The sequence below is a fragment of the Intrasporangium oryzae NRRL B-24470 genome, assembly GCF_000576595.1.
In the GTDB taxonomy this organism is placed as follows: Bacteria; Actinomycetota; Actinomycetes; order Actinomycetales; family Dermatophilaceae; genus Intrasporangium_C; species Intrasporangium_C oryzae.
In genome coordinates this window covers 1-21642 of record NZ_AWSA01000010.1, presented here as the reverse complement: position 1 = coordinate 21642, position 21642 = coordinate 1, and the positions used below count along the sequence as shown (strand labels likewise).

19 protein-coding genes are annotated in these 21642 nt (G+C 71.6%); 8 read left to right on the top strand and 11 right to left on the bottom strand.

Translation table 11 applies throughout. From position 1 onward, the window contains the following. The first annotated feature begins 47 nt into the window (after positions 1-47). Both N865_RS06070 and glsA read left to right on the top strand, forming a co-directional pair. On the top strand, positions 48-1883 hold the full coding sequence (locus tag N865_RS06070; protein WP_034802909.1) for an SLC13 family permease: 1836 nt from the start codon (positions 48-50) through the stop codon (positions 1881-1883). A gap of 1 nt (position 1884) precedes the next feature. After that, positions 1885-2964: a glutaminase A gene (glsA, locus tag N865_RS06065; protein ID WP_051510255.1), complete on the top strand. Its 1080-nt coding sequence runs from the start codon at positions 1885-1887 to the stop codon at positions 2962-2964. Here the strand turns inward: glsA and N865_RS21630 are convergent. The 3 genes from N865_RS21630 to N865_RS06050 form a co-directional block, all read right to left on the bottom strand. Further along, positions 2945-3484: a copper chaperone PCu(A)C gene (locus N865_RS21630; RefSeq protein WP_051510254.1), complete on the bottom strand. Its 540-nt coding sequence runs from the start codon at positions 3482-3484 to the stop codon at positions 2945-2947. The genes glsA and N865_RS21630 overlap by 20 nt on opposite strands. A gap of 41 nt (positions 3485-3525) precedes the next feature. Beyond that, entirely contained in the window at positions 3526-4689 is a 1164-nt protein-coding gene (locus N865_RS06055; protein WP_169735706.1) for a lysylphosphatidylglycerol synthase transmembrane domain-containing protein, read from the bottom strand. Positions 4690-4875: 186 nt separating this feature from the next. Continuing rightward, complete coding sequence (locus N865_RS06050; protein WP_245603687.1) at positions 4876-5133, bottom strand: hypothetical protein; 258 nt, start codon at positions 5131-5133, stop codon at positions 4876-4878. Positions 5134-5264: 131 nt separating this feature from the next. Here N865_RS06050 and N865_RS06045 point away from each other — a divergent pair, with 131 nt between their 5' ends. Beyond that, on the top strand, positions 5265-5801 hold the full coding sequence (locus tag N865_RS06045) for a GNAT family N-acetyltransferase (RefSeq protein ID WP_034802904.1): 537 nt from the start codon (positions 5265-5267) through the stop codon (positions 5799-5801). Positions 5802-5868: 67 nt separating this feature from the next. After that, a complete protein-coding gene (locus N865_RS06040) occupies positions 5869-6231 on the top strand; it encodes a cupin domain-containing protein (RefSeq protein ID WP_034802901.1) in 363 nt (120 codons plus the stop codon). Positions 6232-6320: 89 nt separating this feature from the next. Here the strand turns inward: N865_RS06040 and N865_RS23245 are convergent, their stop codons facing one another. Together N865_RS23245 and zwf are read right to left on the bottom strand one after the other, a co-directional pair. Continuing rightward, the gene (locus N865_RS23245; RefSeq protein WP_034802898.1) at positions 6321-9401 is read right to left on the bottom strand and encodes a LuxR C-terminal-related transcriptional regulator; all 3081 of its coding nucleotides are present in this window, start codon (positions 9399-9401) and stop codon (positions 6321-6323) included. A gap of 323 nt (positions 9402-9724) precedes the next feature. Continuing rightward, on the bottom strand, positions 9725-11158 hold the full coding sequence (gene zwf, locus N865_RS06030) for a glucose-6-phosphate dehydrogenase (RefSeq protein ID WP_034802895.1): 1434 nt from the start codon (positions 11156-11158) through the stop codon (positions 9725-9727). A gap of 105 nt (positions 11159-11263) precedes the next feature. Here zwf and N865_RS06025 point away from each other — a divergent pair, with 105 nt between their 5' ends. Beyond that, positions 11264-11524, top strand: coding sequence for a GlsB/YeaQ/YmgE family stress response membrane protein (locus N865_RS06025; protein ID WP_034802892.1), 261 nt, complete (start codon positions 11264-11266; stop codon positions 11522-11524). A 37-nt stretch (positions 11525-11561) separates the two neighbouring features. On the opposite strand, the gene N865_RS06020 is transcribed toward N865_RS06025, so the two are convergent. Further along, the gene (locus N865_RS06020; protein WP_034802889.1) at positions 11562-13220 is read right to left on the bottom strand and encodes an ABC-F family ATP-binding cassette domain-containing protein; all 1659 of its coding nucleotides are present in this window, start codon (positions 13218-13220) and stop codon (positions 11562-11564) included. Between the two features lie 238 nt (positions 13221-13458). Here N865_RS06020 and serS point away from each other — a divergent pair, with 238 nt between their 5' ends. Then, on the top strand, positions 13459-14781 hold the full coding sequence (gene serS / locus N865_RS06015; protein WP_034802886.1) for a serine--tRNA ligase: 1323 nt from the start codon (positions 13459-13461) through the stop codon (positions 14779-14781). A 73-nt stretch (positions 14782-14854) separates the two neighbouring features. Here the strand turns inward: serS and N865_RS06010 are convergent, their stop codons facing one another. From N865_RS06010 to N865_RS05990, 5 genes are all read right to left on the bottom strand, one after another. After that, on the bottom strand, positions 14855-15595 hold the full coding sequence (locus tag N865_RS06010; RefSeq protein ID WP_034802883.1) for a GntR family transcriptional regulator: 741 nt from the start codon (positions 15593-15595) through the stop codon (positions 14855-14857). A 121-nt stretch (positions 15596-15716) separates the two neighbouring features. Continuing rightward, on the bottom strand, positions 15717-16130 hold the full coding sequence (locus N865_RS06005; RefSeq protein WP_034802880.1) for a universal stress protein: 414 nt from the start codon (positions 16128-16130) through the stop codon (positions 15717-15719). Between the two features lie 33 nt (positions 16131-16163). After that, positions 16164-16988, bottom strand: a complete 825-nt coding sequence (locus N865_RS06000; protein ID WP_034802877.1) for an ATP-binding cassette domain-containing protein — start codon at positions 16986-16988, stop codon at positions 16164-16166. Between the two features lies 1 nt (position 16989). Beyond that, positions 16990-18060 (bottom strand): ABC transporter permease, encoded by a 1071-nt coding sequence (locus N865_RS05995; protein WP_034802874.1) that lies wholly within the window; start codon positions 18058-18060, stop codon positions 16990-16992. A gap of 72 nt (positions 18061-18132) precedes the next feature. Continuing rightward, the gene (locus N865_RS05990) at positions 18133-19131 is read right to left on the bottom strand and encodes a substrate-binding domain-containing protein (protein ID WP_034802871.1); all 999 of its coding nucleotides are present in this window, start codon (positions 19129-19131) and stop codon (positions 18133-18135) included. 343 nt (positions 19132-19474) lie between these two features. Between N865_RS05990 and N865_RS05985 the strand changes: the two genes are divergently transcribed. After that, entirely contained in the window at positions 19475-20479 is a 1005-nt protein-coding gene (locus N865_RS05985) for a Gfo/Idh/MocA family protein (RefSeq protein WP_034802868.1), read from the top strand. 5 nt (positions 20480-20484) lie between these two features. Next, complete coding sequence (iolC, locus tag N865_RS05980) at positions 20485-21609, top strand: 5-dehydro-2-deoxygluconokinase (RefSeq protein WP_245603686.1); 1125 nt, start codon at positions 20485-20487, stop codon at positions 21607-21609. The last annotated feature ends 33 nt before the right edge of the window (positions 21610-21642 follow it).

The window sequence follows — 21642 nt, the reverse complement described above, 5'->3', positions numbered from 1 at the left end:
GACCTGCTCGGACCACGGGGAGCCCGGGGAGCACGGGGAGCGGCGACGTGAGCCCCGCGACGACGAGCCTGCTCATCCTGGCGGCGACGGTCGCGCTGTTCGTCTGGAACCGCCTGTCCGTCGGGGTCGTCGCGATCCTCACGGCGCTCGCGCTGTACGCGACCGGGCTCGTGTCCGCGGAGGAGGCCCTCTCCGGCTTCGGCGACCCGGTGGTCGTCTTCATCGCCTCGCTCTTCATCGTCAGCGAGGCCATCGACGCGACCGGGGTGACCACGTGGGCGGGGCAGCGGCTCATCGACCTCGTCGGGGAGGGGACGACGCGACTCTTCGTCGCCGTGCTCGGGCTCTGCGCCCTGCTGACGGCCGTCATCACCCTCAACGGCTCGGTCGCCGCGCTGTTGCCCATGGTGCTCGTGCTCGCGGTCCGGATCGGCGTCTCCCCGTCGCGCATGCTCATGCCGATGGTCTTCACCGGAAGCGCGGGCTCGCTCCTCGCCCTGACCGGCAGCCCGATCAACGTCATCGTCTCGGAGGCGGCGCAGCAGGCGGGCGGCGACGGGTTCGGCTTCTTCGAGTTCACCGTCGTCGGCGTGCCCCTCGTCGTCGGCACGATCCTCGTGGCGCTCGTCGTCGGGCCGCGGGTCCTGCCCCGTGAGGTCGTCGGCCCGCCGCCCCGGGACCTCAGCAGGCACGCCGGGCGGCTCGCGGAGTACTACGAGCTCGAGGGGGGCTTCTACCGGCTGCGCGTGCGCCCGACGTCCCCGCTCGTCGGCGTGACCGTCGCTGAGGTCGAGGCGACCGGGCCGCTCGGCCACCCGGACGTCGGGCTCATCGGGGTCCAGCGTCACACGGGCGCGGAGGGGCGTGCCGGCGGGGAGCGTCTCGAGCCGTCGCAGGCCCTGCAGCCGGACGACGTGCTCGTCGTGACGGGAGCCTCCGACGCGGTGAGCCGGCTCGTCGTCGAGGGCGGCCTCGCGGTGGCGATGCGGCCCGTCACGACGGCGTCCGGCGCGCTCATGACCCGCGAGGTGGGGGTGAGCGAGGTGGTCGTCCCGCCCCGGTCGCCGCTCGTCGGCGAGGAGCTCTTCCCGGGCCAGATGCGCGGCAACGAGATCGTCGTGCTCCGGATCCGCCGGCTCGGCAAGGACGTCGGGGCCAACCCCGTCGAGGTCGCACCCGGGGACAGCATCCTCGTCCACGGGACGTGGCCGGCGATCGACGCCCTCGTCGACGACCGTGACGTCCTCCTCGTCGACTCGCCCGACCTCGTGCGCCGGCAGGCCGTGCCGCTCGGTCCCCGGTCGGGGCGGGCCATCGCCGTCCTCGCCGCCATGGTGGTCGCGCTCGCGCTCGGCCTCGTGCCTCCCGCGATCGCGGGGCTCGCGGCGGCGACGGCCATGGTGCTCCTCCGGGTCATCACGTCGAGCCAGGCGTACCGGGCCGTCTCCTGGCAGACCGTCGTGCTCATCGGGGGCCTCATCCCGCTCTCCACCGCGATCCGCACCAGCGGCGCTGCTGACGCCGTGGCCGGGCGGCTCATCGACATCGTCGGCAGCGGACGGCCCTACCTGCTCCTCGTCGCCCTCTTCGTCCTCACGGGGGTCATCGGACAGGTCATCAGCAACACGGCGACGGTCCTCATCGTCACGCCGATCGCCGTCGCGGCCGCCCAGGAGACGCACGTGTCCGTGCAGCCCGTCCTCATGCTCATCGCCGTGGCGGGAGCGGCCGCCCTCCTCACGCCGATCTCGACCCCGGCGAACCTCATGGTCATGGGCCCGGGGGGCTACCGATTCGGCGACTACTGGAAGCTCGGGCTGCCCGTCATGCTCCTCTGGCTCGGCGTCTCCCTCGCCGTCATCCCGCTCGTGTGGAGGTTCTGACATGGTCGACCACCCGTGGCCCGACGTCGCGGCCGGCCGCGTCTCCACCGGCCGTCTGCCGGGCCGTGCCGAGGTCGGGCGGCTCGTCACCGAGGCGTATGCCGCTCACCGCGGTGACGACACCGGCTCGGTCGCGACCTACATCCCCACGCTCGCGAAGGCCGATCCGGACGCCTGCGCGGTCTCCGTCGTCTCGGTCGCGGGCGAGAGCGTCGAGGCCGGCGACGTCGGGACGGGCTTCTCGATCCAGAGCGTCTCGAAGCCGTTCGTCCTCGCTCTCGTCCACGACGCGCTGGGGCCGGCGGAGGTCCACACCCTGCTCGGGGTCAACGCCACAGGTATGCCGTTCAACTCCGTCATGGCGGTCGAGCTCAACGAGCAGCGGACGATGAACCCGATGGTGAACGCCGGGGCGATCGCGACGACGAGCCTTGCGCTCCGTCTCGCCGGGGCGGACCGGGGCGCCGACGCGGCGTGGGGCTGGCTGCACGAGGGGTTGTCTCGGTTCGCCGGGCGTGACCTCGACGTCGACGAGGAGGTCTACGACGGCGAGTCACGCACCAACGGGCGCAACCGCGGCATCGCCCACCTCCTGCACAGCTACGGCCGGGTCTACTCCGACCCGGACGTCGCCCTCGACCTCTACACGCGCCAGTGCTCGCTCCGGGTGGACGTCCACGACCTCGCCGTCATGGGGGCGACGCTCGCCGACGGGGGCGTCAACCCGGTCACGGGAGTGCGCGTCGTCAGCGCCGACACGTGCGCGCGCGTCCTCGCCGTCATGGCGACGGCCGGCCTCTACGAGCTCTCGGGCGACTGGCTGCACGACATCGGCCTTCCCGGCAAGAGCGGCGTCAGTGGCGCGATCGTCACCGTGGCTCCGGGCAAGGGCGGCATGGCGACCTGGTCGCCCCGGCTCGACGCGGCGGGCAACAGCGTGCGGGGCCAGCTCATCACCCGCGACCTGTCGGCCGCGCTGGGGCTCAACCTGTTCTCGTCGAGGCCGGTTCCGCCCGTTGCCCCTGGGGATCCTGGGACCTCGGTGGCGACGGGCCCGGCGCTCAGCTCGAGCTCGGGGTGACCGGCGAGACGGTGGCGAGGGAGAAGCCCTCGACGAAGACGTTGACGGTGATCGACCCGGCCTTCTCGAACCGGAAGCTGACCGGCAGGAAGCTGCCTCCCCGGACGTCGAACTTGAGGTCGACCAGCTCGAGGTGGAGGCCGCCCGGATACTGAAGGGAGGCGACGCCCCGCGCCGGCACGGGGACCGAGATGGGCGCGTCGGGGCCGCCGAGGCCGTCGCGGAGGACGACCTGGCGGGCATAGACGGTACTGACGGCGACGAGGCGGTCGGGTGCGTTGCCGTCGTTGGCGAACGTCGTGAACAGCCCGACGTTGCCGTTGGTGAGATGGACGCTGTCGCTCGGCGCCTCGACCCGGGTCGCGAGCAGCCGGATGTCGCCGACCATCGCGTTGACGCTGTTACCGCGGAGCGGGTTGGCGATGCGGGCGTCGACCGCCTCGTTCGACTGGGAGCAGGCCGAACCGGCCAGGACGAGGGACGCGGCGGCGGCGAGGGCGGCCAGGCTCTTCGGGCGCATGACGTGACGCTAGGACCGGACTCGGCACGCCGGCCTCCCCCTCACGGGGTGATCGGCTCCCCCCGTGGCGCCTCGGGCGGGTCGGGCGGATCGGAGGCCTCCTCGACGGTGGCGCCGTAGGTCCGGCGCCACCACGCGACGGTCATCGTGCCCAGGGCGAGTGGCACGAGCACCCAGCAGGTGCGGAAGACCACCATGCCTGCGACGGCCGTCGCCTCGTACGGGCCTTGGTCGAGCCCGAGGATCGCCAGGACCGAGGCGTCGAGGACGCCCACTCCCGCGAACGGCAGGGCCGTGAGCGGGTAGCTGATGAGCAACGCGATGAAGACCGACGCCGCCGTCGCGACACTCGCGGGCACACCGGCGAAGCGGAGCGACACGAGCAGGAGCAGGGCCTCGGTCAGGACGAGGCCGAACTGGCACGCCCCCGCCGAGAGGCTCCGGGCGCGCAGCCGGTCGGACACGTGGGACACGAACTCGGTGGCTCGGCGCGCCCAGTCGTCCGGGTTGACCTTGGACGCGACGCGGCGCACCTGCGTGGCGACGAGGCGGGCGGCCTTCGAGGCCGCTGCCTCCCCGCGGGTCGCAATGGCGAGCCCGATGACGACGGCCAGGCTGATCGCCCCGCTGACGAGGGCGGTGTAGGCGAACGACGGCTGGACCTGCCCCACCGCGAAGGCGAGGAGGAGGCCGAGCACGGGGGCGCCGAACCGGGCCACGTAGTACGTCAGCGTGTTGAGGGTGATCCCGCCGACCCCGTCTGCGACCGGGATCCGCCACGAGCGGATCATCGCGATGCGCAGGACGACGTCGGCCGGAGGCGGCGCGGCGGTCGCGACCAGGTTGGCCGACAGGTCGTTCGCGAGCGCGCGGCGAAGTCCGAGGCGAGGCACGAAGAGCGCGAGCGGCGCGGCGTTGAAGACCTGACGCACGGCGACGATGCAGAGCAGGACGACCGACTGGGCGAAGGTGATGTCACGGACGGCTTCCCACACCTGGGCCCAGTCGATGCGTCGGACGACGCGGCTGAAGTACCAGAGGCCCGCGACGGTGACCCCGATGCGCAGGGTCATCGCGAGGAGCGCCCGGCCGCTCGGTTCCTCGGGCGCCACCCCGAGCCCGGCGTCAGGGTCGACGGCGTCGCCGGAGGGCGTGGCCTCCGGGTCCATGGCCCCGGGGACCGGACCTGTGGGGTCGTCCTCCACGCGGACCTCCTCGACTGTGTCGGACTGCAGCATCACCCGCTGGACGGCCCCCTGCATCACCCTCATGGTGTGAGCGCCACCGGCTCGGCCAGGCTCCGTCGGGGTCATTCGGCGTGGCGCGCACGGTCGGGCGCAGCCTCGCCCGGCTGGGCGCACAACCGCCCGGTCGCGCCCTCGGTCGCGCCCTCAGTCGGGCAGCTGGCGCATCTCGACCACGGTCAGGCCGAGGTCCTGAAACCGGTCGAGCAGGCCGTGCAGGTGCGGCTGGTCGGTCACCGGGCCGTAGAGGACGGTGCCGGTCTGGGCGACGAGCACGTCGGACTTCTCGAGCTCGGGGAACGCGGCCCGCGCCGTCTCGGGGATTCGCTCGGCGAGGACGAATTCGTAGCGCATGACACCTCCGGACGGGTCGTCGTTGGTCATCCCTCGCTGTGCCGAGCCCACGCTCGGCACCTCACATCATGAGGGCGCCGGCCGTCCGGCGACTCACCCCTGAGAGGTGACACGACCCGATCGGCCCGGCGAAACCGACAAACGCGTGGCGCGGGGGCCGCAGGGGGACCTAGCGTGCCGCTGTGGACGATCTGGTCATCGACGCCGAGCTGCCTGCCGACCACGCCGCGGTGGACGAGGTCGTGCGCCGCGCGTTCGCGAAGGAGCCGAAGGTGGCCGACATGGTCGCGGCCATCCGCGTGTCGCCGCGTTACCGGGCCGGGTTCGCGCTCGTCGCCCGGGCCGACGACCGTGTCGTCGGTTACGTCATGCTGAGCGGCACCGACCTGGTCGACGATGCAGGCAACCGGCGAGAGATCCTGACCCTGACCCCGCTCGCCGTGGCGCCTGAGTACGAGGGGCGAGGGATCGGCTCGGCTCTGGTGCGCGCCGCGGTTGAGGAGGCGGACCGCCGCGGCGAGCCGCTCGTGGTCCTCGAGGGCAGCCCCCGCTTCTACGGGCGGCTCGGGTTCACGTTCGCCCCGGCACATGGGATCGCCCTCGAGCTGCCGGACTGGGCGCCCCCGGAGGCCGCTCAGGTGTACCTGCTGTCCGGCTACGACCCGCTCGTGCGAGGGCGGGTCGAGTACCCGCCCGAGATCGCCGCCCTTGCTGGCTGACGGACCGGACGTCGCCACCCGGGACGCCACCCCGACGAGCAGCCGCCGTCGACGGCACACTGGGCGTATGAGCACCGATGTCGTGGACCTCGCCGAGAAGTTCGAGCTCTTCTCGGATCTCTGGTCGCCCAAGCTCGTGGCCAGGCTCAACGACTACGAGGTCAAGCTCGTGAAGGTGCAGGGCGAGTTCGTCTGGCACACCCATGACGACACCGACGAGCTCTTCCTCGTCATCGAAGGCACCTTGACCATCCAGCTGCGCGACGGGGACGTGACCCTGGGACCGGGTCAGCTGTTCGTGGTCCCGCGCGGCGTGGAGCACTGCCCCCGGGCCGACGGCCACGTGAAGGCGCTGCTTCTCGAGCCGGCCGGCGTCGTCAACACGGGGAACGCCGGTGGGGACCTGACCGCCGTGGTCGAGGCCATCTGAGGGGCTCATCCACGTCGCGGCGACCGGGCCGTTGACCTTCTCATCCCCGAGCACCTCCGACCCGCGGAGGACCTCGACTGCGGCGCGCCTCAGATGAGTCCGGCCCGCCGACCGGTGGCCACGGCGTCGCGCCGGGTCGTCACGTCGAGCTTCTCGAAGAGCGACCGCAGCTGGGTCTTGATGGTGTTGGGGCTGACTGCCCGGGCCCGGGCGATCTCGGCCACGGTCAGCATCGAGGGGAGGTCGCGCAGGAGGGACAGCTCGCGGGGGCTGAGGAGCGGGGCGCCCTGCAGGCCGTCGGCGAGCAGTGTCCGCTCCTCTCCTGCGGCGCGTCCGGCGACGGCCAGGGCCTCGTCGACGAAGTCCTCGTGCTTCCCGAAACGGCCCCGGGCCTCACGGAGCGCGTCGACGACCTCGCTGGAGACCTGGAGCAGGATGCGTATGCCGTGTCGCGGGGCTGCGAGGTCGAGCGCGGTCAGCAGCGCCTCGTGGGCCACGGTCGGCTGGTCGTTGCGCAGGGCGACGGTCACCTCGACGAGCCAGGCGCTGATCGTCGCCGTGACGAGCATGGGCACCACCAGGCCGCTCGTCACAGGGCTGCTCTGCGCTCGGGCCTCGGCCTGGTGGCCGAGGCGCAGGGCGTGGAGGGCGCGCATGACGGCGAGGTCGCCCTCGAGCTCCGGGCGGAGGGCCGCGAGGTGCTCGACGGCGGTGGCGACGGTGAGCTGGCCGGTCATCAGTGCCATTCGGTGCTGCTCGGTGAGCTCATAGGCAGCGAGGGGCGCGGTCAGCGGTGCGTGCCCGGTCGGGCCCGTGACCGGGCCGAGCTCGGCGATGGACTCGGCACGAGCTGTGACGATGTCGCGCCGCCGGGCGGGGTCGTCCTCGGCGAGCGCGAACCCGACCGAGGCAGCCACGGATCGCACGCCACGGATGATCTCGGGGTCGAGGTCGATCCCCTGCCGGGGTGTCCGTCCGCCCACTGTGGGGCCCGCTCCGTCGAGGATGGCGGCGGCAAGGTCGATGAGGCGACCGGCCCGGGTGAGGTCGTAGCGTTCGTGAGCCGCCGACGCTGCGAGGACGTAGGGCATGAGCAGCTTCGGTGACGCGGCCCATCCCCGGGGGGAGGCGTAGGCGATGGCACGGAGGGCCCACTGCTCCATGGCGTCGAGGTCGCCGGCCACGGCGGCCGCGCCGGCGAGACCCGCCTTGCACGCCATGACGGCGTGGTCGTGGCCGGTCCGGATGGCCGTCTCCATGGCCGACTCGAGCATGACGGCCGCCTCGGGCGTCCGGCCCCGGCTGAGCAGGGTGATCGCGGTCTGGATCCGCTCCATCAGCTCGAGGTCACGCAGGTTCGGGGCGAAGGCCGCCCCGAAGCCGGAGTCCCACCCAGTGGCGGAGACCTCGGTGGCGCCAGGGTCCGGACGTCCGGCGAGGCGGGCAGCGTGGTGATGGGCCAGGGCGACGAGCCGGTCGACCGGAAGGGGCTCGTAGGCGACATGCGGTTCGTCCGCGACGGCGGCCGCCTCGTCGGTCACCTCGCGGGCGCGTGCCAGGGCCGCGAGGTGCATCTCGGCAGTCCCGAGGTCGCCGGACTCGAGGCTCGTCAGCGCGGCCAGGGCGACGACGGCCGGCTGTCGTCGCACGTCCTCCGGCGCACGGGTCAGGGCGCGGCCGACGGTCGCGAACCGTCCGTCGAGGAGCAGCCCGAGGGCATACCGGTGGAGCATGCCGCGGACGAGCTCCGCCCGCCCGGAGGCGACGGCATGGTCGAGGGCGTCGGCAGCGAGGTCGCGCTCGGCGAACCACACCGCCGTCTCCGCGTGCATCCGGCTCGACCGGCTCAGGCTGGCGGCCTGCAGCCGGGCGCGGAGGTAGCTGCGCAGCAGGGCGTGGTAGCGGTAGCTCGTGCCAGCCCCGATGTCCTCCGGCTCGCGGCGCTCGGGGACCTCTTCGTGGATCCCTTCGGGGAGCTCGTCGGCGCCGTCCGCCGGGAAGTCCACCGGGCCGGCCGTCGCGGCCCCTGCCGTCTCGTCGCCTCCCGTCTGGTCGCCTGCCGTCTCGTCCGTCGTCCGGGCGAGCGAGCTGCCGTCCCCGGTGTCGACCTCTACCCCCGCGCCGACCGGAGCGCTGCTCGGGCCGTGGGTCGACAGGCCCGTCGTCGAGGCGGTGACGAGGGAGTTGGTGGCCGCGAGCTCGCGCAGCACGGCGCCCGCGTCGTCCCGGCCCGACAGGCGCCCTGCGAGCTCGACGGTGAGGCGCTCGGGCACGCACGTCGCGAGCAGGAAGTCGCGGCGGTCCTCGCTCAGGCCGCCGAGGACCTCGTCGATGAGGTAGCCGGCCATGGCGCCGTCGTCGCTCGCGAAGGCCCTGAGGAAGGCGTCGGGGTCGCGTCCGGTCGAGAGCGAGAGCGCGGCGAGGCCGACCCCGGCCGCCCAGCCCTCGGTCAGCCGGTGGAGCGTCGCGAGCTGGCCCTGGCTCAGGGCGATGCCATGGCCGAGGAGCAGGCTGGCGGTCTCGGCGACGGTGAACCGGAGGTCATGGTCGCGCACCTCGGCCAGCCGTCCCTCGATGCGCAGCCGCGCGATGCGCAGGGCGGGGTCGGCCCGCGCGCCGAGCACGACGTGGAGGTTGGCCGGGGCCCAGCGCAGGAGCAGGTCGAGCGTCTCGAGACAGCGAGGATCGCGGACGACGTGGACGTCGTCGAGGAGGAGCCAGATGTCGTCGCCGGTCGTCGCCACGGCCGAGGCCACCCGGCCGACGAAGTCCGGGTCGGGGTCGACGGGGACGTCCCAGTCGCCGAGTCCGGCTGGGAGCGGGCGGACGCCCGGCCGCCGGGCCGTCGCGTCCCGCACGGCGTCGAGGACCGTGCCCCACAGCACGTGCGGGTCGTTGTCCTCACGACCGAGCGAGGCCCAGCCGACGCCGTCGCCCCGAGCGAGCAGCTGCGCGGACCATGACGACAGGAGGGAGGTCTTTCCGGCACCGACCGCACCGGCCACGAGCACGACCGTGCCCTGGTCTCGTTCGCGGGCGGACTGGAGCGGTTGGGGGACCGGCAGCCGGTCCCGGTTCAGTGTTCGGGTCGACAGGCGAGGGATGTGACGCTTCGGGGCCCCACCCCGGCCGAGACCCGACGGCCCGCCGAACGACCGCTCGTCCAGCATGGCCCCTCCCCACGGCACGGACGTCCCCCGTGGCACGTGGGGCAAGCCTTGGACCCCCCGGGGACGCCATTGCGGCTCATTGGCACTATGGCACGGCCCCGACCCCGTCGCCAGTGATTCCCGACGGGCGCACCGAGAGTTCACCTGCATCGTTCGCACCCCGCCGGGGTCCTTCGCAGCCTTACGGGCCTGTCCGGACCTCATCGACGGCGACGCACACGACGACATCCAGGGGACGCGCAGGGAACGCGGTCGCGCGTGCCCACTCAGCGGCATACCCCCGTCCCTGCCGTATGCCGGACGGCGGGCGTCCGGGGGTCCGCTCAGACGCCCATCGGGTTGGGGTCGCGCCAACGGCGCTCGAAGGGCAGCCGCCACGTGAACGGCGCGACGAGCTGGTGGATCTGGTTGGGGCCCCAGGTGCCCACGTCGTAGGGACGGACGACGGGCGGCTGGTCGAGGAGGGGCTGGCTGATCTCCCAGAGGCGCTCGATGCCCTCGGCCGACGTGAAGAGGGTCCGGTCGCCGCGCGCCGCGTCGTAGATGAGCCGTTCGTAGGCCTCGAGGACCGAGCCGGCCCAGTCGGTCTCGTGCATCGAGAACTGCATCGAGAGCTTGTCGAGCCGCATCCCCGGCCCGGGACGCTTGCCGTAGAACGACAGCGACATCCGCGACTTGTCGGCGAGGTCGAACGTGAGGTGGTCGGGGCCGTTGTCGCCGACGCCGGACCCCGGCGGGAACATCGAGCGCGGCGGCTCCTTGAAGGCGATCGAGATGATCCGGGCGCCCTCCGCCATCCGCTTGCCCGTGCGCAGGTAGAACGGGATGCCGGCCCAGCGCCAGTTGTCGACGAAGCACTTGAGCGCGACGAAGGTCTCGGTCTGCGAGTCGTGCGCGACCCCCGGCTCGTCGCGGTAGCCGACGTACTGCCCGCGCACGACGTGGGACGGCTCGATCGGCGACATCGACCGGAACACCTTGTTCTTCTCCTCGCTGATCGCCCCCGGCTCGAGGGCCGTGGGCGGCTCCATCGCCGTGAACGCGAGGACCTGGAAGAGGTGCGTGACGACCATGTCGCGGTAGGCGCCGGTGCCCTCGTAGAAGTCGGCGCGCTGCGCCAGGCCCAGCGTCTCCGGGACGTCGATCTGGATGTGGTCGATGTGGTTGCGGTGCCAGATCGGCTCGAAGAGCCCGTTGGCGAAGCGGAAGGCGAGGATGTTCTGGGCCGCCTCCTTGCCGAGGAAGTGGTCGATGCGGAAGATCTGCTCCTCGTCGAAGACCTCGTGGAGCTCGGCGTTGAGGGCTCTGGCGCTCGCGAGGTCGGTGCCGAACGGCTTCTCCATGATGATCCGGCTGCGCTCGACGAGCCCGGCCTCGGCGAGCTGGTGGACGACGGCGAGCGCCGCCTTGGGCGGCACGCTGAGGTAGTGCAGCCGCCAGCAGTCCGTCCCGAGGATCGCCTCCGACTCGGCGACGGCGGCCCGGATGCCCTGCGGCCCGGCGCTACCAGGCACCCAGTGGATCCGGTCGGCGAACTCCTGCAGGTCGGCGTCGCTGACGTCGTGGCTGCTGTGCTCGCGGACGGACGCGAAGACGAGGTCGAGGAACTCCTCGCGGGTCAGCTCGTCGAGCGAGGTCGCGACGACGCGCAGCCCTTCGAGCAGCTGGGCCTCGTGCAGGTGGAGGAGGCCGGGGAGCAGCTTGCGCTTCGACAGGTCACCGGTGGCGCCGAACAGGACGACGGTCGTGGCTGGCATGTGCCCAGCGTGGCGCAGATCGTGCCGCGAGGGGAGGGCAGCGAAGGGATACGTCGTTCGGCGATTCACCGAGAGCGCGTCCCGTCTGCCGCCTATGCTCGCGGCATGCTCATCATCGGCATCATCCTGTTCGGAATGCTCGTCGGTGCGGCGGCGCAGCTCATCCTCGGCCGCGGCTCCAAGGGCATCGACTGGACCATGGCGATCGTGGCCGGGCTCGTCGGCTCCTTCGTCGGCGGTCTCCTCGCGAGCCTCGTCGCGGGCGACGGCCTCGAGCTGCGGCCGAGCGGCATCATCGGCTCGATCGTCGGCGCCCTCATCGTCACGGCGATCTGGCGCTGGAGCCGCACCCGCTCGACGACCTGACCCCTCGGGACCCGTCGGGCCCCTCCGATGCCTCGGCTCAGAGGGTCTCGACGGTGACGTGGCCGTCCGCGACATGCCACCGGTGCGTGAGGCGTATGCCGCTGAGCAGGCTCGCGTCGTGGCTGACGACGAGCACCGTCCCCGAGAAGGCCGCCACCGCGGCCTCGAGCTGCTCGATCGCGTCGACGTCGAGGTGGTTCGTCGGCTCGTCGAGGACGAGGACGTTGACTTCCCGCCCTTGGAAGAGGGCCATCAGGGCGCGGGTCCGCTCGCCCATCGAGAGGCTCCGCGCCGGCCGTGCGACGTGCTCGGCCCCGAGCCCGAACTTCGCCAGGAGGGTCCGGACGTCGGCGAGGTTCCACTCGCGTCCCGTCGCCCGGGCGGGGCCGAGCGCGGCGCGCACGACGTCGACGAGCGGGTCGTCGCGGTCGAGCAGCCCGCGATGCTGGTCGAGGACCCCGACCGAGACACGGGCACCGAGCGACTGGCGGCCCGACGCGAGCGGCAGCTCGCCGAGGAGCGCGCCGAGGAGCGTCGACTTGCCGCTGCCGTTGTCGCCGACGACGGCGATCCGGTCGCCACGGCCCACGACGAGGCTGACCGGCCCGAGGCGGAAGTCGTGGCGGTCCACCACGGCCTCCGCCAGCGTGGCCACGACGTCCGCGGAGGGGCGACCCTCGGTGATCGTGTATCGCAGCTGCCACTCCTTGCGCGGCTGGTCGATGACGTCGAGGCGTTCGGCGGCGCGCTCGATCCGGGCGCCCTTGGCCGCCTGTCGGTCGGCGCGAGCCCGGTGCTTCTCCTTGATGTGCTTGTCGGTCTCACCTCCCGTGGCGACGTTGCGCCGGCCCTTCTCGGCCCAGTCGCGGCGCTGGCGGCTCTGTGCGAGGAGCGCGTCGCGCTCGGCGGCATACCCCTCGTAGGCCTCCCACGCCTGCGCGCGGGCGAGCGTGCGATGGGCCACGAAGTCGCTGTAGTTCCCCGTGTAGTGCCTGATCCGCTGCTGGCGGAGGTCGAGCTCGACGACGTTCGTCGTCACCGCGTCGAGGAAGGTCCGGTCGTGGCTCGCGATGAGGACGGGCCCCGTGTGCGACCGGACGAACGAGGCCATGAGCTCGAGCCCACGGGCGTCGAGGTTGTTGGTCGGCTCGTCGAGGAGGAGGACGTCGTACTGGCTGAGAAGCACGGCGACGAGGCAGGCGCGGGCCGCCTGCCCGCCTGAGAGGGTGCCGAGCGGCCGGCTCGGGTCGACGTCGAGGCCCACCCGCGCCGCGACGTCGGGGAGGCGCTCCTCGAGGTCGGCCGCGCCGAGGGCCAGCCAGCGCTCGAGGGCGCTCGCGTACCGCTCGTCGGAGCCCGGTCGACCGTCGGCGAGCGCCGCCGAGGCGGACTCGAGCTCGATGTCGGCGGCCTCGACGCCGGTCCGGCGCCGCGCGTAGGCGAGGAGCGTCTCGGTCGGGTCCGGCAACAGCTGCGGCAGCCAGGCGATCGTCGCATCGCGCGGCGCGAGCCGGATCGAGCCGGACTCGATGCCCAGCTCGCCGACGATCGTGCGCATCAGGGTCGACTTGCCGGAGCCGTTCGGCCCGACGACCGCGGTCACGTCGCCGTCCGCGAGGGTGAGGTCGAGGCCCGTGAAGAGGGTGCGCGCGCCGAAGGCGACGTCGAGGCCGGAGATGGTGAGGGTGGTGGACATGCTTCTCCTGGAAGGACGGTCGGTGCCCCACGGACTTCAGGTCACGTGGGCGGGGTCGGTTGCGTCAGGAGATCCACACGGGTGGAACCGTATGCCGCTCGGCCCGATCCGTCCACCGGAATTCGTCCCGGGCCGGCTCGCCCAGCGTCACTTGGGCGGGCGGGGGCGCACGTCGGGGAGGAGGTGGGCGGCATACGGGGTGGGCGTTCGACGTGCGCGCGCCGATAGGCTGGCCCGCGTGATTGACATCAAGCTCGTGCGCGACGAACCCGACCGGGTCCGCGCCTCGCAACTGGCCCGTGGAGAGGACCCGGGGATCGTCGACGCGATCCTCGCCGCCGACGAGCGTCGGCGATCGTCCCTCGGTGAGTTCGAGTCGCTGCGCGCCGAGCAGAAGTCGGTGAGCAAGGACGTCGGCGCGCTCATGGGCCGCTTCCAGAAGGCGAAGAAGGCGGGCGACCCCGACGCCGCCGAGCTCGAGGCCGCCGCGCACCACGCCCGGACCAAGGCCGCCCACCTGAGCGAGCGCGTCAAGGGGCTCGAGGCGATGGCCGCCGAGGCGGAGACCGAGCTGACCGCGCTGCTGCGCAAGGTCGGCAACGTCATCATCGACGGCGTTCCCGTCGGCGGCGAGGACGACTACGTCGTGCTCGAGACGGTCGGGACGCCCCGCGACTTCGCGGCCGAGGGCTTCGAGCCGCGCGACCACCTCGAGCTCGGAGAGCTGCTCGGTGCCATCGACATGGAGCGCGGCGCCAAGGTCGGCGGCGCCCGGTTCTACTACCTCACCGGCGTCGGCGCGCTGCTCGAGCTCGCCCTGCTCAACATGGCGATGGCTCAGGCGACCGCGGCCGGGTTCACGGCGATGATCACGCCTACGCTCGCACGTCCCGAGGTCATGGTCGGCGCCGGCTTCATGGACGCCCACGCCGAGGAGGTCTACCGCCTCGAGGCCGACGACCTCTACCTCACCGGCACCTCCGAGGTGGCGTTGGCCGGCTACCACGCGGACGAGATCATCGACCTCTCGACGGGCCCCAAGCGCTATGCCGGCTGGTCGGCCTGCTACCGCCGCGAGGCCGGGTCGCACGGCAAGGACACCCGGGGCATCATCCGCGTGCACCAGTTCCACAAGGTCGAGATGTTCAGCTACTGCCGGCCGGAGGACGCCGAGGCCGAGCACCAGCGCCTGCTCGACTGGGAGCGCGAGATGCTCGCCAAGATCGAGGTTCCCTACCGGATCATCGACACGGCGGCGGGCGACCTCGGCGGTCCGGCCGCGCGCAAGTTCGACTGCGAGGCCTGGGTGCCCACGCAGGGCCGCTACCGCGAGCTGACGTCGACGTCCAACTGCACGACGTACCAGGCTCGGCGCCTCAACACGCGCGAGCGCGACCCCAACGGGTCGGGGACGCGGACGGTGGCCACGCTCAACGGGACGCTCGGCACGACCCGGTGGCTCGTCGCCATCCTCGAGAACCACCAGCAGCCCGACGGCTCGGTCCGGGTGCCCGAGGCGCTGCGCCCGTTCCTCGGCCTCGACGTTCTCAAGCCCCTCTAGCCCCGACCCTTCTCGCCGGTCGATGTTTCGCAGGACCCCGTACGGTCCGCGGAAACATCGACCGGGAGTGGGGTCAGCGCTCGTCGAGCATGACCTCGATCGAGTAGTCCTCGGCGCGGTAGCAGTGGTCGCCGTACTCGACTGGGTTGCCCATCGCGTCGAAGGCCGTGCGCGTCATCGTCAGCACCGGCTGCGACGCCCGGAGGCAGAGGTGCCGCCGCTCGTCGGCCGACGGAGGGCGCGCACCGATCCGCTGGTGGGCGACGACCGGGCGGGCGCCGCGGTCGCGGAGCAGCGCGTAGAGGCCCGAGGTCGTCAGCTGCTCGACGGTGATGTCGGAGTATGCCGGTGGCAGCCAGTTGCGCAGCACGGCGAGCGGGTGGTCGCCGTCGCTCCGGAGCCGGACGATCCGCAGGAGCGGCGTGTCCAGGGGCACGCCCATCGCCGTCGCTGCGGTGGTGTCGGTGACGACCTCGTGGCTCAGGACCTGCGTGCGCGGGTCCCCGGCGCCCTCGCGCTTGAGGTCGTCGTAGAGGCTCGTCAGCTCGGCCCGGCGGTGGATCTGACGGCTGGCGACCGTGGTGCCGAGCCCGCGCCGGCGCAGCAGCAGGCCCTGGGAGACGAGCTCCTGGATGGCGCGCCGAACGGTCGGACGGGACAGGCCGAGCCGGTCGGCCATGGCGATCTCGTTCTCGAAGGCCTCGCCGGGGGAGAGCTCGCCGCTCGTGATCGCGGCCTCCAGCTGCTGGGCAAGCTGGTGGTAGAGCGGCACGGGTGTGTCGCGGTCGATCCGGACGTCGATCTGCTTCGCCATGGCGGAAACCCTATCCAGCGCATGAGAGGGGAGGTGGACGTCAGCATGTGCGCACAAACTGACGTGAGAGCGGCCGTCCCATCGCCGTCGGGAGAGCGCCGACGGCGATGGGACGCCCGGGTCAACGGGAGCTCTTGACGACGAAGACCGGAAGGTCCGCCTCGAGGATGATCGTCTGGGTGACGCTGCCGAGGAAGGCCTTCCCGACCGGTGATCTCCGCCGCGCGCCGATGACGAGGACCTCGGGCCCGACCTTCTTGACCTCGTCGAGGATCGCGCTCGAGACCTCGGCGACGTCGGTCCCAGCGACGACGAGGCGCAGGTCCCAGTCCACGTGGCCGACGTTCGCCTCGGCCAGGGCCTTCTCGACCGCGTCCGAGATCCCTGCACGGGTCGCCTCGGCGATGTCCTGGTCGAGCGACTCGGCGACGTGGATGACGACGAGCGGTGTCGACCGGAACGCGGCCTCCTTCGCGCCGAGGACGAGGGCCGGTCCCCCTGTCGGAGCGACATGGTGTGCCACGGCGACGCTCATGGCCCTACCTCCGTTCCGGCTCGGGTGCGCCGCTCACGACGCCGACCCCTGCAGCTCGTGCGAGAGCTCGGTGAGCTCGTCGCCGCCCGCCATCTGGCGCGTCAGCTCGTCGAGGGCGACCTCGGAGCGCTTCTTGTCGAGGACCGCCTCGCCGAGCTTGAGGATGACGAAGTGGTTTCCGACGAGGTACGCGTGGTGTGGGTTGTGGGTGATGAAGACGACGCCGAGCCCCGCGTCGCGTGCGGCCGCCGTGTACTTGAGCACGACACCCGACTGCTTGACGCCGAGGGCGGCGGTGGGCTCGTCGAGGATGAGCACTCGCGCGCCGAAGTAGACGGCCCGGGCGATCGCGACACACTGGCGCTGACCACCGGAGAGCGTGCCGATGGGCTGGTTGATGTCCTTGACGACGATGCCCATCTTGCGCAGCTCCTCGTCGGCGATGCGCTTCATGTCGTTGATCTTCAGCGGGGCCAAGGGGACCCTGCTGCCGACCATCTCGGAACCGAGGAAGAAGTTTCGCCACACCTCCATGAGGGAGACGACGGCGAGGTCCTGGTAGACCGTGGCGATGCCATGGGCGAGAGACTCTCGCGGCGAGCTGAACGACACCTCCTTGCCGTCGACCTTCATCGTCCCCTCGTTGTGTGGGTGCAGGCCCGAGATGATCTTGATGAGCGTCGACTTGCCGGCGCCGTTGTCCCCGAGCACGCAGGTGACCTCGCCCGCACGGACCGTGAGGTTGATGCCCTTGAGGGCCCGGATCGCGCCGTAGGTCTTGCCGATCCCGCGCATCTCGACGAGCGGTTCGCCCGCGCTGAGGTGCGGGTCCGCGTGCTCGTGCAGGGTGTCAGTCATGTCAGCCGACCTTTCGTGATGTCGATAGCTTCTTGACGTAGAGGTTGACCATGACGGCGAGCAGGAGCATGACGCCGAGGAAGGCCTTGAACCAGTTCGGGTCCCACCCGGCGTAGACGATGCAGAGGCTCGTCATGCCGAAGATGAAGGCGCCGATGGCCACGCCGATGGCGTTGCCGTAGCCGCCCGTCAGGAGCGTGCCGCCCACGACCGCTGCGATGATGTAGAGGAACTCGTTGCCCACGCCGTTGCCGGCCTGGAGCGTGTTGTAGTTGTACAGGTAGTGCATGCCGGCGAACCAGCCGAGGAAGGACACGGTCATGAAGAGGCCGACCTTGACCCGGGTCACCGGGACGCCGACCGCGCGAGCCGAGGCGGCGTTGCCCCCGACGGCGTAGATCCAGTTGCCGATCTTGGTGCGCTGCAGCACGTAGGCGGAGACTGCGACGAACAGGAACCACCAGACGACCGTGATCGACAGCGTGACGGAGCCGATCTCCCACTCGTTGGCGAAGAGCCAGTTCAGCGAGCTGTAGCCAGCCATCTGGTTGATGTTCGGGCTGGACACGGATCCGGTGACGAGCTTGGTCACGCCGAGGTTGGCGCCCTGCAGCACGAAGAAGGTGCCCAGGGTGATGAGGAAGCTGGGGATCCCGGTCCTCATGACGAGGTAGCCGTTGAGGAACCCGATGCACAGGCAGAGCACCAGCGACAGGATCGCCCCGACCCACAGGTTGATCCCGAGCTGGTAGCAGAACATCGCGTTGAACAGCCCGGCGGTGGTGACCAGGACGCCGGCGGAGAGGTCGAACTCGCCGCCGATCATCAGCATGCCGACCGCGACGGCCACGATGCCGATCGTCGAGGACTGGTAGAGCACGGTGAAGAAGGATGCCGGGGTGCGGAAGGCGGGCGCGACGATGAGGAAGAAGATGAAGATGACGACCGCCGCGACGAGGGCGCCGATCTCGGGACGTGCCAGCAGCCGGTTGGTCCAGCCGAGGGTGACCCGGTTCGACGCCTCGCTGGGGGCCGGGGGAGACGGGTCGGTCTTGACGGAAGTGCTACTCATGACAGCTCCAGTGCTGTTCGGTGGGGGCCGGGCTGCCTGGTCTGACTCGACGGCCCGGCCCCCTGGAGGCGGTTATCGAGTGTTGTTCTTGATGAACGGCATGACCTGGGCGATGTTCGTCTTATCGACGAAGGAGGGGCCGGTCAGCACGGCCTGGCCGCCGCCGAGCACGTTGCCGTTCTTCTTGTACAGGTAGAGCTGGGTGATGGCCATGTAGCCCTGCAGGTAGGGCTGCTGGTCGATGAACCACTGGATCTTGCCGTCCTGGACGGCCTGAGCCGCGTCCGGGTTGGTGTCGAACGTGCCGATCTTCACGTCCGCCCTACCGGCGCCCTGGGCGGCCTTGATCGAGTCGAGGGCCTGCGGTGCACCGAGGGTGACGATCCAGTTGATCGACTTGTCCTCGGTCAGCTTGGCCTGGATGGCGGTGGTCACGGCGGCGTCATCGGCGCCGTTGACCTGGAGGTTCTCCGTGTTCGGGAACGTGTCCTTCACGCCCGCGCAGCGGTCTTCCAGGGCCACCGACCCGGACTGCTGGATGGTGCACAGGATCTTGGTGGCGCCCGCCGCGGCGGCCCGCTTGCCGGCGGCCTGACCGGCCAGCTTCTCGTTGGAGGCGAAGTGCGTCAGCGCTCCGGCCTGCTGGAAGAAGTCGATGCCCGAGTTGAAGGTGTCCACGGGGATCCCGGCCGCGATGGCCTTCTTGATCGTGGGGATGAGTGCGTCCGGGGTGACCAGGGTCGTGGCGATGCCGTCGACCTTGGAGTCGATGGCGTTCTGGATCAGCACCGCCTGCTTGGCGGCATCCGGGTCTGACGAGTACTTGAGGGTGGAACCGGTGTCCTTGGCGGCCTGGTTGGCGCCGGCCTTGATGCGGTCCCAGAACGTGTCGCCGGGCGTCTCGTGGGTGATCATGGCGAAGGTGTAGCCGCTGTTCCCGCCGCCGCCACCGCCCCCTCCGGTCGAGGTGGTGTTGGTGGCGCCCCCGCCGCTGCAGGCCGCCGCGGCGATCGCGACGACGGCAACGACGCCGGCAACGGTCAAGCCCCTGCGAGCTCGAGTCGGAGTCATCTTTGAGTCCTTTCGTTGTGTCGCGATGGCGCGATCGCCGGAGTGGCGCGACTTTGTGTGTCTCGGCGACCCGAAGGTCGTGTGGTGTGGCTCGCGGCGGTCCGCGAATCCGTGGGGCCGGTGGTCCGAAGCCTCGCTCTCCGACTCGGCGACGGTGCCGGCACTTGGAGGATGGCTGACGTGATATGGACATGTCAAGCATTTGACCAAACATCAGAATGTCCTAACAAAGGCTTGACAGGGGGAGCCCTTCCTCGCGACGATCGTGGCGACAGGACGGCGTTGCCCGGTCGGTGCAGCACGGTCCTCGACCACCACCCCTTCAAGTGCCCAGGGAGTGCACATGCGCATCGGCCTCGCCGGCGTCGGCCGCATCGGCGCCTTTCACGCGGAGACCATCCGCGATCTCGACGTCGTCGACTCGGTCGTCGTCGCCGACGCGGTCCCGGAGGCCGCCAAGGAGGTCGCGCAGCGTCTCGGCGTCGAGTTCGCCGAGACCCCCGAGGACCTCCTCGCCTCGGGTGTCGACGGCTTCGTCATCGCCACCGCGACCCCCGGCCACGCACCGCTCCTCCGCCAGGGCGTCGAGGCGGGCGTGCCCACCTTCTGCGAGAAGCCCGTCGCGGCGACCCTTGCCGAGACGGTCGAGCTGGCCAAGCTCGTCGAGAGCTCCGACGTGCCGGTCCAGGTCGGTTTCCAGCGTCGCTTCGACACCGGCTACCGTCGCGTGGCCTCGGCGCTGCGCGAGGGGGAGCTCGGGTTCGTCCACACGATCCGCGCGGTGACGGGCGACCAGTCCCCGCCCCACGCCTCCTACATCCCGACGAGCGGCGGGCTCTTCCGTGACTGCAGCGTCCACGACATCGACATCATCCGCTTCGTCACCGGTCGCGAGGTCGTCAGTGTCTACGCGACGGGCGCCAACCGCGGCGCGACGTTCTTCTCGGAGGCGGGCGACGTCGACACTGCGGCCGCCGTCCTCACCCTCGACGACGGCACCCTCGTCAGCCTCACCGCCACCCGGTACAACGGCGGCGGGCACGATGTCCGCCTCGAGGTCGCCGGCAGCGCCGGGACCATGGCCGTCGGGCTCGACCACTCGCTCGCCATGCGCAGCGCCGAGCCCGGTGTCGACTTCCCCCGCGGTCCCCAGCACTGGTCCTTCATGGACCGCTTCCGCCCGGCGTACCGCGCCGAGCTGAGGGCCTTCGTCGACGTCGCCCGCGGCGTCTGCGTCCCGCAGTGCACCGTCGCCGACGCCCTCCAGGCCTTCCGCGTCGCCGACGCCTGCGAGCTCTCCCGCCACGAGGGGCGCCTCGTCGCCCTCGACGAGATCCCGGACCTGTGAGCGCCATGACCGACAGCACCAGCACCCCCACCAGCCCGTATGCCGCTCAGCCGGCTGACGCAGCGACCGCACCCGCCGCGGCGGATGGCGTCCAGGACGGACCCGGCCCGGCGGCATACGACGTCGTGGCGATCGGCCGTACGGGCGTCGACATCTACCCGCTCCAGCACGGCGTCGGCCTCGAGAAGGTCCGCACGTTCGAGAAGTTCCTCGGCGGCAGCGCGACGAACGTCGCCGTCGCCTCGGCCCGGCACGGGCACCGGACGGCCCTGATCACCCGCACCGGCCAGGACGCGTTCGGCCGCTACATCCACGAGGCGCTGCGCGGCTTCGGGGTCGACGACGCCTTCGTCAGCGCGGTCGCCGGACCGCCGACCCCGGTGACGTTCTGCGAGGTCTTCCCGCCCGACGACTTTCCGCTCTACTTCTACCGCTACCCGACGGCGCCCGACCTCATGATCGAGGCCGACGAGCTGCCGCTCGACGCGATCCGCGAGGCCGGCGTCTACTGGTCGACCGTGACCGGCCTGTCGCAGGAGCCGAGCCGCGCCGCCCACTTCCGGGCCTGGGAGGCCCGTGGCCGGCGGCGCCACACGATCCTCGACCTCGACTACCGGCCGATGTTCTGGGACGACCCCGCCGAGGCGAGCCGCCAGGTCGGGGCCGCCCTCGAGCACGTCACGGTCGCCGTCGGCAACCGCGAGGAGTGCGAGGTCGCCGTCGGTGAGACCGACCCGCACCGCGCCGCCGACGCCCTCCTCGAGCGCGGCGTCGAGCTCGCGATCGTCAAGCAGGGCCCGAAGGGCGTCCTCGCGGCGACGCGCGGCGAGTGGGTCGAGGTCGGCCCCTTCCCGGTCGAGGTCGTCAACGGGCTCGGGGCCGGTGACGCGTTCGGTGGGGCCCTCTGCCACGGCCTGCTCTCCGGGTGGGACCTGCGCCACGTCCTGTCCTTCGCCAACGTCGCCGGGGCGATCGTCGCCTCCAAGCTCGAGTGCTCCACCGCGATGCCGACCTCGGCCGAGGTGGAGGCCCTGCTCGCCGCGGGCAGCTCCGCCGTCCCCGCACCCGCCACCGCCGAGCTCACGTCCGAGCTCACGTCCGAGCTCACCACCGCCGAGGAGTCCCGATGACCACGAGCCAGAACACCCAGCGCCTCACCGTCG

Excerpts from the sequence above, each read along its gene's own strand:
- glsA (WP_051510255.1), top strand. The coding sequence starts at position 1,885 with ATGGTCGACCACCCGTGGCCCGACGTCGCGGCCGGCCGCGTCTCCACC.
- N865_RS05995 (WP_034802874.1), bottom strand. The coding sequence starts at position 18,060 with ATGAGTAGCACTTCCGTCAAGACCGACCCGTCTCCCCCGGCCCCCAGC.
- N865_RS06010 (WP_034802883.1), bottom strand. The coding sequence starts at position 15,595 with ATGGCGAAGCAGATCGACGTCCGGATCGACCGCGACACACCCGTGCCG.
- N865_RS06005 (WP_034802880.1), bottom strand. The coding sequence starts at position 16,130 with ATGAGCGTCGCCGTGGCACACCATGTCGCTCCGACAGGGGGACCGGCC.
- N865_RS06000 (WP_034802877.1), bottom strand. The coding sequence starts at position 16,988 with ATGACTGACACCCTGCACGAGCACGCGGACCCGCACCTCAGCGCGGGC.
- iolC (WP_245603686.1), top strand. The coding sequence starts at position 20,485 with ATGACCGACAGCACCAGCACCCCCACCAGCCCGTATGCCGCTCAGCCG.
- N865_RS06040 (WP_034802901.1), top strand. The coding sequence starts at position 5,869 with ATGAGCACCGATGTCGTGGACCTCGCCGAGAAGTTCGAGCTCTTCTCG.
- N865_RS06025 (WP_034802892.1), top strand. The coding sequence starts at position 11,264 with ATGCTCATCATCGGCATCATCCTGTTCGGAATGCTCGTCGGTGCGGCG.
- N865_RS21630 (WP_051510254.1), bottom strand. The coding sequence starts at position 3,484 with ATGCGCCCGAAGAGCCTGGCCGCCCTCGCCGCCGCCGCGTCCCTCGTC.
- N865_RS06020 (WP_034802889.1), bottom strand. The coding sequence starts at position 13,220 with ATGTCCACCACCCTCACCATCTCCGGCCTCGACGTCGCCTTCGGCGCG.
- zwf (WP_034802895.1), bottom strand. The coding sequence starts at position 11,158 with ATGCCAGCCACGACCGTCGTCCTGTTCGGCGCCACCGGTGACCTGTCG.
- N865_RS23245 (WP_034802898.1), bottom strand. The coding sequence starts at position 9,401 with ATGCTGGACGAGCGGTCGTTCGGCGGGCCGTCGGGTCTCGGCCGGGGT.
- N865_RS05985 (WP_034802868.1), top strand. The coding sequence starts at position 19,475 with ATGCGCATCGGCCTCGCCGGCGTCGGCCGCATCGGCGCCTTTCACGCG.
- N865_RS05990 (WP_034802871.1), bottom strand. The coding sequence starts at position 19,131 with ATGACTCCGACTCGAGCTCGCAGGGGCTTGACCGTTGCCGGCGTCGTT.